Raw genomic sequence first — 15,094 nt, forward strand, 5'->3', positions numbered from 1 at the left:
TCGGCCGTATGGCGCGTCGCGCGCGGAAAGTTGCCGCGGTGACGCTCGAGATCGGCAAAAACGCGGTAGCGGCCCTCGGCATGAAGCCCGTCCAGCTCGTTTTTGAAAAATGCTTCGAAATCCATCACATGCTCCTTTTGCATGGCCCAAGCGATACATGGGACCAGCCGGTCGGTATTTGATCTCCGTCAAGTTCGGCGCAAGTCGCCCGCTTTGCTGGTCGTGATCGCAGCTTTCAGAATTTGGTTGTCCCGCAAACGCTGCGACAGATCAGCGTGCTGGCCGAGGCCCGCCGGCTGCATGACAGGAACACGCCGTCGACGTGATTGCTTTCCATCGAAGATTGGAGCCCGGCAACCGGGCGAATGTCAAAAGGCGAGTCGGGATTTTCCGTGTCAAACAGGGAAGTTGACAGACGGCTTGCTCGATCTTGATAGATCGAGCAAGCCTCCTCGTCACTTGGCGCGATGACGGCGCGCCAATGCGACCCGAGCCTTCAATCCTGGCTGTGAACCGGCGACACCAGCAGGCAATCCTTGTAGCCGGCGATGCCGCCAAGCCCTTCGACGAGAACCTTGATCGCCCTGCGCTTGAGCTCGGATTCCACCTGGCCGTCGACCGTCACCTGGCCGTTGCGGACGGACACCTGCACCTTTTGCGGGGTGAGACCGAGATCTGATCTGAGCCGGGTGCGCACCGCCAGCCGGATGGCATCGTCTTCTCGCGGCAATACCGTCGTCGGAGCCTCGGCGATGACTCGCAAAATATCCCTTCGGCTGACGATTCCGACCAGACGTTCGTCTTCGACGATCGGCAGCCGCTTGATGCGGTGCACCTGCAGGCTTTCGGCGATATCGGAGACTTCGCTGTCCGGCCGCGCGACGATGACATCCTGGGACATGATGTCGGCGACGCACCATCCGTTGCTGCCGATATAGCGTTCGAGATCGATTTCGGAGATCAATTCCGGTGCGCGCGCGTGACGGGGCGCAAAACGAACTTCCCGGCGTAACAGCAGATCGCCTTCCGTGACCATGCCGCAGACGCGTCCATGATCGTCAACGACGGGAAGGCCGCTGACGTGGTTTTGCAACATCATCGCGACCGCATGACGTACGCTGACATCAGGGCTGATCGAAACCACATTCGTGGTCATTATATCCCTTGCTTGCATGGTCGCTGCCTCACTGCTCATGATTATCGTCAGAATATGCTAGAGGCCGGCCGGTCGGATTGCTTTGATCTTCGTCAATCTGTTCCGGCCATCATCGCCCGGTCATGGCGGCGCGCACCGATGACAGGCACGATCGAGACGATCAGCGCCGTCGCCAGCGCCAGCACCAGGGCGTAATGGCCGATCTCGATGATCATGGCGTCGCCTTCGCCTCCTTCCGCTGGTTTTGTCCCCCTTGGCCTTCCTGCCACAGCCCCTGCGCCTTCAGCCGGTCGGCCACCTCCTTCGGCATATAGGTCTCGTCATGCTTGGCGAGCACGGTGTCGGCGACAAAGACGTTCGTGCCTGACGCAAACATGCCTTCGGTGACCACACCCTGGCCCTCGCGGAACAGATCCGGAAGGATGCCGGTATATTGGACCTTGACCGCATTGGTGCTGCCGTCGGTGACTGTAAATTCCACCGTCGAGCCGGTGCCGCGCACGACGCTGCCCGCGCCCACCAGCCCGCCGAGCCGGATGCGGGTCTCCGGCGCCACCGGGGTCTTGGCCAGATCCGCCGGCATGTAGAAATAGGCCACCGACTGGCTGAAGGCGAACATCACCAACAGCACCGCCGCAAGGATGAAACCCATCCCGCCCGCGATCACCGCAAGGCGCTTCTGCTTGCGCGTCATCTCGAATCTCCTTGAACTGTCATGCGAGGCTCCCGCGCCAAGGCGGTCAGCGGCTTCGCGAGCGGAAGAACTGCGACGATGGCGAGCTTCGCCCATCGGCGCGCATGCGGCAGTTTCCGGCGGTCCTCAGGCTGCTGTTCGCTTGCCCTGAATAGCCGTGCAACTTCGGCACGGGCATATTCGTACTCGTTGCGCCCGAGCTGGTTCGTCTCCACCTCCCCGTCGAGTTCGCAAAGCTGTCTCTATAGACCCGGCATGCGTCGTCGGCGCCACGGTCGATGCGGGCCGGGCTCGAAGCAAGCGGATGAAGAAGGGAGGCGATGACGGCAGTCGCGATGACCGCAAAAACAATCCAGATAAGCATGACGTCCAGGTGCCTTTTGCGCCTGAACATAACGGAGCAAGCGATCGCCACATTGACGCCGGTCAAATTCCGGCGCTGTTACCGCCCTGCTTTCGAGGTCAACACGCTTTGCGCAGCAGATCGACGCTGTCGACCAGGACGACCTTGCCTCTGACTTCGACCCCTGCAGGAACAAGCGCGGCGAAAGCCCGCGAGAGGGCTTCGGGCGCAAGCCCCAGTTTGCCGGCCAGAATTCTCTTCCGGTACGGCAGCCGAAACGTGGCCTGCGATGCTGACGCCGGGCACCGGCTGGCGAGGTAATTTGCAACACGCTGGGCGGCCGTGTGCAGCCGGGCTCCCGCAATGCAATCCATCGCGCCGAGCAGATGCCGGGTCATGATGCGCATGACGTTGTGATGCATGACGGGATATCGGTCGGTGAGCGCCCGCAATTGCGAAAGTTCGAACAACGCGACCTCCGCCCCGTCTGCTGACCACGCGCTATAGGCGTAGGCGCCGCCTCCCGACAGCAGATATTCGCCGAACGTGTCGCCCGGCTCGCAGATGCAGATATCTGCCTCGCGCCCGGCGGTCTCCGACTTTGAAAGCCGCACGAAGCCGCGCATGACGCAATAGACGAAGGAACCCTGCTCGCCCTCGGCGATGATCCGCTCGTCCGGTGCGAAGCTCCGGAACTGAGCCGTGGCGGCAAAGTCTTCTATCGTCGCCTCGTCCAGGCTGTCGAACAGATCAGACCGCAAAAGTATGGGATTTTTCGCAAGCATCGGTCGTCCTTTCGTTGGCCTGTGTGCGGTTCAAGATTTTTTCCGATCGGTCTCGTCCTCGTCGAGGATTCGCCAGGCGGCGCCCTCAAGATCGTCGTACTGGCCGCTTTTCAGCGACCAGAGGAACGCCAGCAGGCCCATTCCTCCCATCAGCAGCGCGATCGGTATCAGATAGATCAGCATGTTCATGCGGTTTTGACCTCCGCATTCTCGCGGGCGCGCGCCACGGTCGGCAGGCCGGGCCGGTCGCCGAAGGCGTTCAACCGGAGCGCGTTCGTCACGACGATGATCGACGATGTCGACATGGCCACCGCCGCGATCAGCGGCGTCGCCAGTCCGGCGATCGCGATCGGCACCGCCAGCACGTTGTAACCGATGGCGAGGGCAAAGTTCTGCCGAATGAGGCTGGCGGATCGTCGCGCAACGGCGATCGCTTCCGGGACGGCATCAATCCGGTCGTGGAAAAAGACGAGGTCGGCGGCCTGCCTGCCGATGTCGGATGCCGTGGCAGGCGCCATCGAGACATGCGCGGCGGCAAGCGCGGGAGCGTCGTTGATGCCGTCGCCGATCATGAGCACGCGGTGGCCTTCGGCGCTCAGCTTCCGGCATTCCTCGACCTTCTGTTTCGGCGCCAAAGCGCCCATGGCCATGTCGATACCGAGAGCTTGCGCCGTATTGTCGACGACGGTCTGCCTGTCGCCTGAAATCATCAGCGTTTCAAGGCCGGTTGCGGCAAGCTGGCGGACGGCCGAGGCCGCGCCCGGGCGAAGCGTGTCGTCGAACAGGAAACGGGCGAGATCGGCGCCGTTCTTCGACAGGACCACTTCCGAAAACGGGCTTTCGGCCCCGGGCGTGAAGGCCGTTCCGCAGGCAAAGGCCCGGTTGCCCAGCCGGTAGACGTCCGCTCCTTTCCGGGCTTCCAGTCCCCCGCCGGGGATCTCCGTGACCCTGTCGAAGGCGACGGAGGAAACAGGCTCCATGTCCCGCACCAGAGCCTGGGAAAGGGGATGGCGTGAATGTGCCGCCAATGCGCAGGCGATGGCGGTATTGTCCGCGTCGATCCTTTCGGCCCGCACGAGGCGGGGCCGGCCCATCGTCAGCGTGCCGGTCTTGTCGAAGGCCACGATATCCGCCTCGGCCAGCCTTTCGAGGGCCGAACCGTCCTTGACCATGATGCCATTGCGGAAAAGCTCGCCGGCGGCGACCACCTGGACGACGGGCACGGCAAGACCCAATGCGCAGGGGCAGGTAATGATCAGCACCGCGACCGCGACCAGCATAGCCTGTTTCCAGTCGCCGCCACACAAGCCCCAGGCGAGGAAGGAGGCGAGCGCCAAAAGGTGCACGGCCGGGGAATAGAGTGCTGCGGCCCGATCGGCGATCCGGCGATAGCGAACCCTGCCACCCTCGGCCGCTTCCATCAGGCCGATGATCTCCGAAAGAAGCGAATCCCTCGCCACTTTCGTCGCCCGCAGAACGAGCGAGCCGGTCAAGTTCATCGCACCCGAATTCACCGCGCTGCCTGCGGCGACAGCGACCGGGCTGCTCTCGCCGGTGACGATGGAGAGGTCGACGTCGCTCTCGCCGCTGACGACTTTGCCGTCGACGGGAACACGTTCGCCGGCCGCAATCGCGATGTCATCTCCGACCGCGATCTCTTCCACCGCGACGTAGTGCCGCGATCCGTCCGGCATCATCAAGAGCGCCCCACGCGGCGCCAGTCTCGCAAGCCCGTTGATCGCCGCGCGCGCCTTTTCCCGCATTACATGATCGAGGGTTCTGCCGATCAGCAGGAAGAACAGCAGGGACACCGAAGCGTCGAACCAGGCATGTTCACCATGATGCATGGTCTCCCACAAGGAGACGGCATAAGAGAGCGCCACGGCAAGCGAGATCGGAACGTCCATGTTGGTGCGCCCACGTTTCAGCGCGTTCCAGGCCGATTTGAAGAAGAAGCGTCCTGCATAGACCAGCGCGGGCGCCGCGATCATCGCCGAGATCCAGTGAAACATGTCGCGCGTCGCCGCATCGGCGCCCGACCAGACCGACACCGAGAGCAGCATGATGTTCGCGGCGGCAAAGCCGGAGACGCCGATCGCCAGCAGCAGCTGGTTCCGGATCCTGTCGGTTTCGGGCGCCGTCGACGTGATGAGATGCGCGCGGTATCCGGCCGCATTGACCACCGCGAGCATTTCGGAAGGATCGGTCGTCCGCCCGTCGATCTCCTCCTGATAGACGCAGCTAACCCGTCTGGCGGTGAGATTGACCCGTGCTTTCCGGACAAAGGCGAGCGCCGACAGCGCGCTTTCGATGGTCGATATGCAGCCGCCGCAATGAATGTCGGGTACGCTGAGGTCGAGCTGGTGCAATCCGGCCCCGAGCGGATGGCTGGCAAGGCGGACTTCCTCGGCGCTGGAGGATGTCGCGCTGAGGGCGAGAACGCTTTCCGTATCCATCGAGCAGCAGGTCATTGGCCGAACTCCGCGGTATCGAAGCGCTTGGCCTCGTGCATGATGACCACGCCGTTCCGCCTCGATATAGCTTCGACGATCCAGTCGCCATCGGCGACCTCATGATCGGCTTCGAACCGTCCCCCGCCGGTCTTGCGCAACGTCAGGCTGAAATCCTCATGATCGCCGACGGGCCGTCTGAAGTTCAGCGTGACATCGTCGATGATCGCAGGCGCGCCCCCCTTGCCGTGGATCTCGTAGCGGATCGCGCTGCCCTTGAGGGAGAGAGCGCCCTCGACGCCTGAGGCGGCCATCGCCTTCATCGCTGCCGCCTTGCCATTGAATTGCTGGCTGGCCACATAAGTATTTTCCACAACCAGGCCGCTCCAGCTGGACGAGGCATAGACGGCCATGGTGACGTTGATGGCGATCACCACGGCGAAGAATGCCGAGATCGCAAGCAGCATGTGCCAGCCGGTAAAACCATGAGTGGAAGCCTTCATTTCCCGTCTCCCGGTGCATTGAACGCCGCGCGATAGGTCGCCCGGTCGGCATGGCCCGTATCCTCGATGACGAAGAGGAATTCATTGATCTCGGCTCCGTCGGGCTTGCGGGTGACGAAGACCTTGAGCGTCGTGGCCGCGTCGGGTTCGGCGTGGACAGTGAAGCTGCGGCCATCCTGCCGGCCGAATTCGGGAATGCGCATTGTGCCCCCCTCCAGCCCGACGAGGATGATGGTGACGTCCCGCGGCGTCGGCACCATGTTGAGGACGCGCAGCGTATAGCCGTTGCGGATTGAACCGTCGCTTTCCAGAACATATTGAGGATTGCGGTCGTGGACGACGTTGAGCTCGAGCCGTTCGCGGAAAGCGAGATGGACGACCATGGCGATGCCAATCGATGCCCAAACAACGGCGTAGAAAATGATTCTGGGGCGAAAGATGATGCGCCAGTCGAAATGCCGGACCGCCGGGATGAAGCTTCCATCGTCGTTTCGGACCTTGGAGGGCTGGATGGCTGTCCGCCCTCCGTCCGTAGCAAGCGACATGTTGCTCGAATATTCGCTGAGCGTCGCATAGGCGATCAGGCCGCGCGGCTTTCCCAGCTTGTCCATGACGCCGTCACAGGCGTCGATGCAGAGGGCGCAGGTGATGCATTCCATCTGCTGGCCGTCGCGAATGTCGATCCCCATCGGGCAGACCGCGACGCAGGCATTACAATCCACGCAATCGCCGACCGGCAGGCCCTTGGCCTGGGCCTTCTTGGTGTGGCGCGACCGCTGCTCGCCCCGCCAGTCATTATAGGTGACCACAAGCGAATTCTCGTCGAGCATGGCGCCTTGGATGCGCGGCCACGGACACATATAGGTGCACACCTGCTCGCGCATGAGACCGCCGAGAACATAGGTCGTGGCGGTCAGAATGGCGATCGTGGCATAGGCAGGGGCAGGAGCACTGCCGGTCAACAGCGACGCTGCCAGGCTCGGCGCGTCGGCAAAATAGAAGATCCATGCTCCGCCAGTGGCCACGCCGATCAGCAGCCAGATCGCATGCTTGGTCACCCGCTTCCTGATCTTGCCGAAGGTGAAGGGGCCAGCGTCGAGCTTCATCCGCGCGTTACGATCGCCTTCGATGGCGCGTTCGACGACAAGAAAAAGATCGACCCAGACGGTCTGCGGACAGGCGTAGCCGCACCAGGCGCGGCCGACCGCAGCGGTGACGAGAAAGAGGCCGAACCCGGCCATGACCAGCAGCCCCGCAACATAGTAAAATTCCTGCGGCCAGATCTCGATGAAGAAAAAGAAGAAGCGTCGCGAGGAGAGGTCGATGAGGATTGCCTGGTCAGGTGCAAAGGGACCGCGATCCCAACGGATCCACGGCGCGAGGTAGTAAATGCCGAGCGTGATCAGCATCACGATCCATTTGAACCGGCGGAATCGCCCCTCGGCGCGCTTTGGAAAAATCTTCTTGCGCGGCGCATAGAGAGGCTGGCGGTTGCGCCGGGCATTGACCGGCTCGACGCTGACGCGCTCGATGTCGTTTGGATCGGGAGCGGTATAAAGATTCATGGGACCTGTCCGGTTTCAGCCGCTCTTGTCCCATCCGCGGCACATCCGTTCCTTGATGCAGATCAAGAAAGACCTTTCCGGAAGCGAAAAGGCCACGCCTGGGGTAAGGGCGTGGCCGGAGGACAGCGGGGGAGAAACACCGCTGGGACGTCCTCGACAGGAACTGACACTACCGACTCGTCTCCTTGTGATCTTTGAGACTGGTCAAACTTACGATCGAATTGCCGATTTTTGCCGGGTCGTCCTGCTCGGCAGACGGAGGTATCGGTGTAGCGCGCGCCGAGACACGCGAACGGATGGTGGCTCGCGGCGTGCCGTAGAGACCGAGGATTGGATTGTGGTCATGAACTGTCATGGCTTTCTCCTTACGTCCCGCCGCCCAGCGAATGGACGAAAATGGTCAGCTCCTTGACCGTCGTGTCGCCGAGACGTCCCGCCCAGCCCGGCATGACGCCGTGCTTGGGAGAGGCCACCTGACGAAGGATGGCGTCTTCGCCGCGCGCCTTCAGCCAGATGGCGTCGGCGAGATCCGGCGCGCCCATTTCCGTCTTGCCTTTGGCCTCTTCACCGTGACATACGGCGCAGTTGTCGATGAAGACCTGCTTTCCCGCCTCCGGGAGCGCGGGATCGGAGGGCGTATTGGTTAGTCCCCAGACATAGGCGGCGACCTGTTTCATCTGGATGGGTTGAAGAACATCGGTAAAGGCCGGCATCTCGGAAGCCTGGCTCTCCGTATCGCCGTCGAAGCGGATCCCATGAGCGATCGTGGTCTGAATGGCATCGAGGTCCCCGCCCCACAGCCAGTCATCGTCGTTGAGATTCGGGAATCCCGGGCCGCCGCTCGCGCCCGAGCCGTGGCAGGGCGCGCAATTGACCTTGAATGCCGACGCGCCGCCGGCGATGGCGAATTCACGCAAAGCCGGATCCGCGTCGATTTCCTGCACCGTCTTGGCCGCGATCAGATCATGGAACTTCGTCTGGGATGCCTTGGCGAGATCGAGGTCCTGCTGCAGTTCGGCGCGCGTCGAGTAGCCGAAATAACCTTTCGTGGCGGAGGTGATCATCGGGATTGCCGGATAGGCGATGGCGTAGCCGATCGCCCATAAGATCGTGACGTAGAAGGTCCAGACCCACCAGCGGGGCATCGGATTGTTGAGCTCGCGGATGCCGTCCCATTCATGTCCGGTCGTTTCGACGCCGCTCAAATCATCGATATGTTTTTCCGACATCTCAATCGTCCTTCAAGGGAATATCGGCGGCTTCTTTCGCCGTCTGTTTGCTGCCTGGGCGAAGGGTGAATACGACCGCGCCGACGAAGAATGCCGCCATTGCCAGGAGGCCCCAGCTGTCGGCGAAGTGTCTCATTGCAGTATAGGTTTCCATGGATCCCCTCACCGGTAGCCGGTCGCGTCGTCATAGGTCGAGAAATCGACCAGCGTTCCAAGCATCTGCAGGTAGGACACCAGGGCGTCCATTTCGGTCAGCCTGGCCGGGTCGCCGTCGAAATCGCCGACCTTCGCCTTCGGATAGCGCGCAAGCAGGGCCGCCGTGTCCGCATTTGGATCGGCCTGAGCCCTCATGTCGGCCTCGGCATTCGCCAGCATGTCGTCGTTGTAGGGCACGCCCACGTCCTCATTGGCCTTGAGGTCCATCCCGACATCCTTGACCGTCACCTCCTGCTCCTTGAGAAAGGCATAGCTTGGCATGATGGATTCCGGCACGACGGCGCGCGGATCTGCCAGATGCTGGACGTGCCATTCGTTCGAGTAGCGTGCGCCGACGCGGGCAAGGTCCGGCCCTGTCCGCTTCGATCCCCACTGGAACGGATGGTCGTACATCGATTCCGCGGCGAGCGAGTAATGGCCGTAACGTTCGACTTCATCGCGGAACGGCCGGATCATCTGGCTGTGGCAGAGATAGCAGCCTTCGCGGATGTAGACATTCCGTCCGGCGAGCTCGAGCGGCGTGTAGGGCCGCATGCCTTCCACTTTCTCGATCGTGTTCTGAAGGTAGAACAGCGGTGCGATTTCAACGATGCCGCCGATGCTGACGACCAGCAGCGAGCCGACCAGAAGAAGCGTCGCGTTCTTCTCGAGGATCTTATGTTTATCAAGTAGCGATGCCATGTCTCACCTCATTCGGCAGGCTGTGCCTGGGGCACGAAAGTGGTCGGGATTGCCGCTTCGTCGCGCAGCTGACCGCGGATCGTCATGAAGACGTTCCAGGCCATGACGAGGCCGCCCGCCAGGTAGAGCGCTCCGCCGACCGCACGCAGCACGTAGTAGGGGATCATCGCCGCGACCGTTTCCGCGAAGGAATAGACGAGGAAGCCCTGGGAATTGTATTCGCGCCACATCAGCCCCTGCTGGATGCCGGCGACCCAGAGCACGGCGGCGTAGATCACGATGCTGAGCGTTGCGAGCCAGAAGTGCCAGTTGACCATCCGCAGGCTGTAGAGACGCTCGCGCCCCCACAGTTTCGGCGTCAGATAGTAGATCGCTCCGAAGGTGATCATACCCACCCAGCCGAGAGCACCCGAGTGCACGTGGCCGATCGTCCATTCGGTATAGTGGCTGAGCGAATTGACCGCCTTGACCGACATCATGGGGCCTTCGAAGGTCGACATGCCGTAAAAGGCGATGGCGACGATCATCATCCGGATGATCGGGTCGGTGCGGATCTTGTCCCAGGCGCCCGAAAGGGTCATCAGACCGTTGATCATGCCGCCCCAGGAGGGCATCCAGAGCATGACCGAGAAGACCATGCCGAGCGTCTGCGCCCAATCGGGCAGCGCCGTGTAATGCAGATGATGCGGGCCGGCCCAGATATACATGAAGATCAGGGTCCAGAAGTGAATGATCGACAGCCGGTAGGAATAGACCGGCCGGTTGGCCTGCTTAGGCACGAAATAGTACATCATGCCGAGGAAGCCGGCGGTGAGGAAGAAGCCGACGGCGTTATGGCCGTACCACCATTGGGTCAGCGCGTCCTGGACACCGGAGAAGAGCGAATAGCTCTTCGAACCGAGGAACGAGGCCGGAACCGCCAGATTGTTGACCACGTGCAGCATTGCGATGGTGACGATGAAGCCGAGATAGAACCAGTTCGCCACATAGATATGCGGCTCTTTGCGCTTCAGGATCGTTCCGAGATAAACGGCGAGATAGGCAATCCAGACGATGGTCAGCCAGAGATCGACATACCATTCAGGCTCGGCATATTCGCGCGCCTGGGTGATGCCCAGAACATAGCCGGTTGCCGCCATGACGATGAAGAGCTGGTAGCCCCAGAAGACGAACCAGGCGAGGCTGCCGCCGAAGAGGCGCGCGCGACAGGTGCGCTGCACCACGTAGAACGACGTCATGATCAGCGCGTTGCCGCCGAAGGCGAAGATAACGGCCGATGTATGAACCGGCCGCAGCCGGCCGAAATTGAGATAGGGCGCGATGTTGAAGTCGGGAAAGGCCAGCTGCAACGCAACTACGACGCCGACCAGGAAGCCGACCACGCCCCAGAATACCGTGGCGATCAGGCCGTAGCGGATCACCTCGTCGAAATAGCCTGAGAGGTCGACTTTCCGCCGTGGATCCGCCGGTGCGAAGTCGACCTTCCTCACAAGCAGCAGGGTTCCCGCAACCAGGCAGAGGGAAAGTATGCCCATATGAACCGCAAAGAGATGATCATGCGCGAATGCGGCTGCGAGCAGCGCTAGAAACGCTGCGACCGCGACCACCATCGTTTCCGTCGTGTAATTCATGATGTCGTCCCCAGTGCACAGACGACCGCCTCGCGGCCGGCTTTCTCGGATTTCGAGGCAGGACTGTCATGAAGCCGGGAACGGCTCCTTGATCTACATCAACAAGCGGACTGGAAGCGGCGGACGAACCGCAGCTGTTACACACTGTTACAAACTTTCACCCTTTGGCACCGTCTGCTCATTCCTGTGTGACGCAGCGGCTTTCTACTGCACCTATCGCTACAGGGGGACACGACGATGCTGATGCAGAACAACCACGCGTTCGACAATGCCGACAAGACCTTAGAAGCCCTTCATGCCGGCGAATCGTTGTCATCGCTTTTTGTGCGTTCGGCGGCCGAGCCCGTCGCAGCCGGCAAGGCGATTTGCTGGGAGGGCGATAAGGCCAACCATCTCTTCCAGGTGGAAGAAGGCGTCGTCCGCCTGCACCGCATCATCGGCGAAGGTCGCCGCGTGATCACCGCGTTTCATTTCGCTGGCGATCTCATCGGCGCCTCGTTGCAAAACGAATTCCTCTTCACGGCCGAGGCCGTCACTGAATGCAAGATCCGCCGGATATCGCGCAAGAGTTTCCACGAAGAGGTCGCTCGGTCGAATGCGCTCGGCCCGGCCTATATCTCGCTGCTCTGCCAGGAGGCGGCCGCTGCGCATGAACAGATGGTGCTGCTGTCGAAGAAGAGCGCCGAGGAGCGCCTCTGCAGCTTCATCGTCAAGCTTGCATCCCGCCGAAACTCGCAGCCGCGCCAGGGTCTGCTGCGCGTCCCGATGAACCGCCAGGACATTGCGGATCATCTCGGCCTGACCATCGAGACAGTGTCCCGCACGATTACGAAACTTGCCTCGCGCAACATCGTTGTTCCCGAGGGCAGGCACGACCTCAAGATCGTCAATCTCGCCCGGCTGGTACAGTTGTCGGGCGACGCTGATGATTTTTCGGAGGATTCCTGTCATAGGGTCAACCTGCACTGATGCAACAAGCCGCAGGATCGACGTTCATGCCCCATCGCCTCGTGTCACCCAGAACCGCATCGCCGCAGGAGCTGGATGCCATGGTGCACGTGCTCGACGGCGCAGATATCCTGGTCCATCGTTTCGATGGGACGATCACGCACTGGTCCATCGGCTGCGAGAACATGTATGGCTGGGCAAGGGAAGAAGCGGTCGGCGAGCAGGTCTACGACCTGCTGGCGACGAAATTTCCCGAACCGGCGGAACATATCCGCGACCAACTGAAGGCGCGCGGCTTCTGGCAGGGCGAGATCGTTCATCGCCACAAGAGCGGCCACGACATCTATGTCGCGTCTCGCTGCGTGCTGGTCAGTCTGCCGGACGGCGAGCTTGCCGTCATACAGACGAACAGCGACGTCAGCGCGCTGAAGCGGGCTCAGGAAGCGGTCAAATCCCGCGAAGCGCATCTCAGCTCGATCCTCGATACCGTCCCTGACGCGATGGTGGTGATCGACCATAAGGGAACAGTGCTGTCGTTCAGCAAGGCTGCCGAGAAGCTGTTCGGAATGCCGGCGGAGCAGATCTGCGGCCGCAACGTCAGCAACCTGATGCCGAACCCCTACCGCGACGCTCACGACGGCTATATCGACCATTATCTCGAAACGGGCGAGAAGCGCATCATCGGCTATGGGCGCGTGGTAACGGGCCAGCGGGCCGACGGCACGCAATTCCCAATGGAACTGCATGTCGGCGAGGCGACAGCCAACGGTGAGCGCATCTTCACCGGTTTCGTCCGGGATCTGACGAGCCGTTTCAGGATCGAGGAGGATCTTCGCCAGGCGCAGAAGATGGAGGCGATCGGACAGCTGACAGGAGGTCTCGCGCATGACTTCAACAATCTGCTGACCGTCATCAGCGGCAATCTCGAAATGATCGAGGACAAGCTGCCGCCCGGCAGCCTTCGCGACATTCTGAGGGAGGCCCAGGCCGCCGCACAGGACGGCGCGATCCTGACGGGCCAACTGCTGGCCTTCGGCCGGCGCCAGCCGTTGAATCCCAAGCATGCCGATCTCGGGCAGCTCGTCACCGGCTTTGCGGATCTGCTGCGGCGAACGCTCGGCGAAGATATCAAGCTGTCGACCGTCATCGACGGGTCGGGCCTCGACGTCCTCGTCGACAGCTCGCAGCTTCAAAACGCCATTTTGAACATCGCCTTGAACGCGAGAGACGCCATGCCGAAAGGCGGCAGTCTGACGACGACGATTTCGCGCGTCCATCTCGATGCCGACTATGCAAAAATGTATCCGGAGGTGCGCAGCGGCAACTTCGTCCTCATTGCAATGACGGATACCGGCGCCGGCATGACCGAGGAGGTCAGGAAGCGCGCGATCGAACCTTTTTTCACCACGAAGGAAGTCGGCTCGGGAACAGGTCTCGGGCTCAGCATGGTTTATGGTTTCGTCAAGCAATCCGGCGGGCACCTCCAGCTTTACAGCGAGGTCGGACGCGGCACGACGGTCAGAATCTATCTGCCGGCCGTCAACGGGGCAAAGCCTCATGAATCCGCGCCGGATCATGGCGCCGGCGAGAGCCAGCTGCCGCGCGGGGACGAGATGGTGTTGGTGGTCGAAGATGACCCCCGCGTACGCCGCGTGGCCGTCGCCAGGCTCGCTTCGATGGGCTATATGGTGTGCGAAGCCGAGAACGGCCACCGCGCCCTCGATCTCCTCAGGGTAAATCCCGACATCGCGCTCCTGTTTACCGACATCGTGATGCCGGGCGGGATGACGGGTGACGAACTGGCACGAGAAGTGCGCATCTTGCGGCCCGACATCGCCGTTCTGTTTACCTCGGGATATTCCGAGCCGGGTCTCGTGGGCAAAGGCATCGTTCCCGGCGCAAGGTGGCTGCGCAAGCCCTATACCGCAAGGGAACTGGCGTTGAAGCTCCGCGAGCTTCTCGACGCGAAGTGAGCTCGGATTTGCGGCCATCCGAATGCTCCCGCAGCGCCGACGTTCTAGGAGCGTGCGTGTTCTCCGGTCATTCCTGCATCGCTCGCGGGCGGCCATAGCGCTGGGCAAGCAGCTGAAATTTCGGATCGTCGGCTTTTTCCCCGAATTTGACGGGCGTCAAAGAACCCAGTTCCGGCATCTCCTAAAACAGATTCATGAGGCTGATCGAGCCTCGCAGAACAGGAGATGGCAAATGCGTTTGAAATTCGGTCTGATCGCTGCAGCGGCAGCCTTGATTGCCTCGGCAGCGCCGTTGATGGCCGCCGACCACCAGGTTCAGATGCTCAACAAGGGCTCGGACGGCGCGATGGTGTTCGAGCCCGGCTTCCTGAAGATCGCCCCCGGCGACACCGTCACCTTCGTTCCCACCGATAAGAGCCACAATGTCGAGACCTTCAAAGGCCTCATTCCGGATGGCGTTGCCGAATTCAAGTCCAAACCGAACGAACCATATCAGGCGAAATTCGATGTTCCGGGCGCCTATGTCCTGAAATGCACGCCGCATGCCGGCATGGGCATGGTTGCCCTGATCCAGGTCGGCGACAGCCCGGCCAACATCGAAGCGGTCAAGATCGCAAAGGTGCCGAACATGGTGCGCAAGCGGCTCGATGCCGAGCTCACCCACATCACCCAGTGATCAACGGCAGGCGCGGATGGCCGCGCTTGCGCGCCATCCCGCACAATGGAGAGCCATGATGTTCAAGCCCATGACGATTGCTTTCGTGGCGGCTGTTTGTCTCGCAGGCGCAGTGGGCGAGAGCCGTCGATCATGTGGTGCTCGGTAGGCAACCTCGCGACACGGCTCCTTCAGGCGGCCTGCGCGGCCGCCAACGAGACGCTGGACCGGCCGCCCGCCGAGATCGAGCTGCATTTCAATGAGC

General features: G+C 61.7%; 16 protein-coding genes and 1 pseudogene. 3 read left to right on the forward strand and 14 right to left on the reverse strand.

Features of this window, described 5'->3' with window-relative positions; all coding sequences use genetic code 11:
* The 14 genes and pseudogenes from A7X77_RS33255 to ccoN all read right to left on the reverse strand — a co-directional run.
* Nucleotides 1-125, reverse strand: a pseudogene (locus tag A7X77_RS33255) (5-aminolevulinate synthase); the annotation flags it as partial.
* 371 nt (nt 126-496) lie between these two features.
* Nucleotides 497-1,174 carry a CBS domain-containing protein gene (locus A7X77_RS29530; protein ID WP_064686374.1) on the reverse strand — a complete coding sequence of 226 codons (678 nt, stop codon included), beginning with the start codon at nt 1,172-1,174 and terminating at the stop codon, nt 497-499.
* Between the two features lie 74 nt (nt 1,175-1,248).
* Nucleotides 1,249-1,371, reverse strand: coding sequence for a hypothetical protein (locus A7X77_RS34240; protein ID WP_280950412.1), 123 nt, complete (start codon nt 1,369-1,371; stop codon nt 1,249-1,251).
* Nucleotides 1,368-1,850 (reverse strand): cytochrome c maturation protein CcmE, encoded by a 483-nt coding sequence (gene ccmE, locus A7X77_RS29535; RefSeq protein ID WP_064686375.1) that lies wholly within the window; start codon nt 1,848-1,850, stop codon nt 1,368-1,370. The genes A7X77_RS34240 and ccmE overlap by 4 nt, the downstream gene beginning before the upstream one ends.
* A gap of 462 nt (nt 1,851-2,312) precedes the next feature.
* Entirely contained in the window at nt 2,313-2,978 is a 666-nt protein-coding gene (locus tag A7X77_RS29545) for a Crp/Fnr family transcriptional regulator (protein ID WP_064686377.1), read from the reverse strand.
* Nucleotides 2,979-3,008: 30 nt separating this feature from the next.
* Nucleotides 3,009-3,167 carry a cbb3-type cytochrome oxidase assembly protein CcoS gene (gene ccoS, locus A7X77_RS29550; protein ID WP_064686378.1) on the reverse strand — a complete coding sequence of 53 codons (159 nt, stop codon included), beginning with the start codon at nt 3,165-3,167 and terminating at the stop codon, nt 3,009-3,011.
* Nucleotides 3,164-5,449 (reverse strand): cation-translocating P-type ATPase, encoded by a 2,286-nt coding sequence (locus A7X77_RS29555; RefSeq protein ID WP_064686379.1) that lies wholly within the window; start codon nt 5,447-5,449, stop codon nt 3,164-3,166. The genes ccoS and A7X77_RS29555 overlap by 4 nt, the downstream gene beginning before the upstream one ends.
* Nucleotides 5,446-5,931, reverse strand: coding sequence for a FixH family protein (locus tag A7X77_RS29560; RefSeq protein ID WP_064686380.1), 486 nt, complete (start codon nt 5,929-5,931; stop codon nt 5,446-5,448). The genes A7X77_RS29555 and A7X77_RS29560 overlap by 4 nt, the downstream gene beginning before the upstream one ends.
* Complete coding sequence (gene ccoG, locus A7X77_RS29565) at nt 5,928-7,496, reverse strand: cytochrome c oxidase accessory protein CcoG (RefSeq protein ID WP_064686381.1); 1,569 nt, start codon at nt 7,494-7,496, stop codon at nt 5,928-5,930. The genes A7X77_RS29560 and ccoG overlap by 4 nt, the downstream gene beginning before the upstream one ends.
* A gap of 169 nt (nt 7,497-7,665) precedes the next feature.
* Nucleotides 7,666-7,851 carry a hypothetical protein gene (locus A7X77_RS32780; protein ID WP_082928883.1) on the reverse strand — a complete coding sequence of 62 codons (186 nt, stop codon included), beginning with the start codon at nt 7,849-7,851 and terminating at the stop codon, nt 7,666-7,668.
* A gap of 10 nt (nt 7,852-7,861) precedes the next feature.
* Nucleotides 7,862-8,725, reverse strand: coding sequence for a cytochrome-c oxidase, cbb3-type subunit III (gene ccoP, locus A7X77_RS29570; protein WP_064686382.1), 864 nt, complete (start codon nt 8,723-8,725; stop codon nt 7,862-7,864).
* A 1-nt stretch (nt 8,726) separates the two neighbouring features.
* Nucleotides 8,727-8,879 carry a CcoQ/FixQ family Cbb3-type cytochrome c oxidase assembly chaperone gene (locus tag A7X77_RS29575; RefSeq protein WP_003568501.1) on the reverse strand — a complete coding sequence of 51 codons (153 nt, stop codon included), beginning with the start codon at nt 8,877-8,879 and terminating at the stop codon, nt 8,727-8,729.
* Between the two features lie 8 nt (nt 8,880-8,887).
* Nucleotides 8,888-9,622: a cytochrome-c oxidase, cbb3-type subunit II gene (gene ccoO, locus A7X77_RS29580; protein ID WP_064686383.1), complete on the reverse strand. Its 735-nt coding sequence runs from the start codon at nt 9,620-9,622 to the stop codon at nt 8,888-8,890.
* An 8-nt stretch (nt 9,623-9,630) separates the two neighbouring features.
* Nucleotides 9,631-11,253 carry a cytochrome-c oxidase, cbb3-type subunit I gene (ccoN, locus tag A7X77_RS29585; RefSeq protein WP_064686384.1) on the reverse strand — a complete coding sequence of 541 codons (1,623 nt, stop codon included), beginning with the start codon at nt 11,251-11,253 and terminating at the stop codon, nt 9,631-9,633.
* Between the two features lie 237 nt (nt 11,254-11,490).
* Between ccoN and A7X77_RS29590 the strand changes: the two genes are divergently transcribed.
* From A7X77_RS29590 to A7X77_RS29600, 3 genes are all read left to right on the forward strand, one after another.
* Complete coding sequence (locus A7X77_RS29590) at nt 11,491-12,222, forward strand: Crp/Fnr family transcriptional regulator (protein WP_064686385.1); 732 nt, start codon at nt 11,491-11,493, stop codon at nt 12,220-12,222.
* A gap of 26 nt (nt 12,223-12,248) precedes the next feature.
* Nucleotides 12,249-14,174, forward strand: a complete 1,926-nt coding sequence (locus tag A7X77_RS29595; RefSeq protein ID WP_064686414.1) for a hybrid sensor histidine kinase/response regulator — start codon at nt 12,249-12,251, stop codon at nt 14,172-14,174.
* 232 nt (nt 14,175-14,406) lie between these two features.
* Nucleotides 14,407-14,850, forward strand: coding sequence for a pseudoazurin (locus tag A7X77_RS29600; protein ID WP_064686386.1), 444 nt, complete (start codon nt 14,407-14,409; stop codon nt 14,848-14,850).
* Nucleotides 14,851-15,094 lie beyond the last annotated feature (244 nt).

The sequence above is a fragment of the Rhizobium bangladeshense genome (genome assembly GCF_001662075.1).
Lineage (GTDB): Bacteria > Pseudomonadota > Alphaproteobacteria > Rhizobiales > Rhizobiaceae > Rhizobium > Rhizobium bangladeshense_B.

Excerpts from the sequence above, each read along its gene's own strand:
- A7X77_RS29530 (WP_064686374.1), bottom strand. The coding sequence starts at position 1,174 with ATGCAAGCAAGGGATATAATGACCACGAATGTGGTTTCGATCAGCCCT.
- A7X77_RS34240 (WP_280950412.1), bottom strand. The coding sequence starts at position 1,371 with ATGATCATCGAGATCGGCCATTACGCCCTGGTGCTGGCGCTGGCGACG.
- ccmE (WP_064686375.1), bottom strand. The coding sequence starts at position 1,850 with ATGACGCGCAAGCAGAAGCGCCTTGCGGTGATCGCGGGCGGGATGGGT.
- A7X77_RS29545 (WP_064686377.1), bottom strand. The coding sequence starts at position 2,978 with ATGCTTGCGAAAAATCCCATACTTTTGCGGTCTGATCTGTTCGACAGC.
- ccoS (WP_064686378.1), bottom strand. The coding sequence starts at position 3,167 with ATGAACATGCTGATCTATCTGATACCGATCGCGCTGCTGATGGGAGGA.
- A7X77_RS29555 (WP_064686379.1), bottom strand. The coding sequence starts at position 5,449 with ATGACCTGCTGCTCGATGGATACGGAAAGCGTTCTCGCCCTCAGCGCG.
- A7X77_RS29560 (WP_064686380.1), bottom strand. The coding sequence starts at position 5,931 with ATGAAGGCTTCCACTCATGGTTTTACCGGCTGGCACATGCTGCTTGCG.
- ccoG (WP_064686381.1), bottom strand. The coding sequence starts at position 7,496 with ATGAATCTTTATACCGCTCCCGATCCAAACGACATCGAGCGCGTCAGC.
- A7X77_RS32780 (WP_082928883.1), bottom strand. The coding sequence starts at position 7,851 with ATGACAGTTCATGACCACAATCCAATCCTCGGTCTCTACGGCACGCCG.
- ccoP (WP_064686382.1), bottom strand. The coding sequence starts at position 8,725 with ATGTCGGAAAAACATATCGATGATTTGAGCGGCGTCGAAACGACCGGA.
- A7X77_RS29575 (WP_003568501.1), bottom strand. The coding sequence starts at position 8,879 with ATGGAAACCTATACTGCAATGAGACACTTCGCCGACAGCTGGGGCCTC.
- ccoO (WP_064686383.1), bottom strand. The coding sequence starts at position 9,622 with ATGGCATCGCTACTTGATAAACATAAGATCCTCGAGAAGAACGCGACG.
- ccoN (WP_064686384.1), bottom strand. The coding sequence starts at position 11,253 with ATGAATTACACGACGGAAACGATGGTGGTCGCGGTCGCAGCGTTTCTA.
- A7X77_RS29590 (WP_064686385.1), top strand. The coding sequence starts at position 11,491 with ATGCTGATGCAGAACAACCACGCGTTCGACAATGCCGACAAGACCTTA.
- A7X77_RS29595 (WP_064686414.1), top strand. The coding sequence starts at position 12,249 with ATGCCCCATCGCCTCGTGTCACCCAGAACCGCATCGCCGCAGGAGCTG.
- A7X77_RS29600 (WP_064686386.1), top strand. The coding sequence starts at position 14,407 with ATGCGTTTGAAATTCGGTCTGATCGCTGCAGCGGCAGCCTTGATTGCC.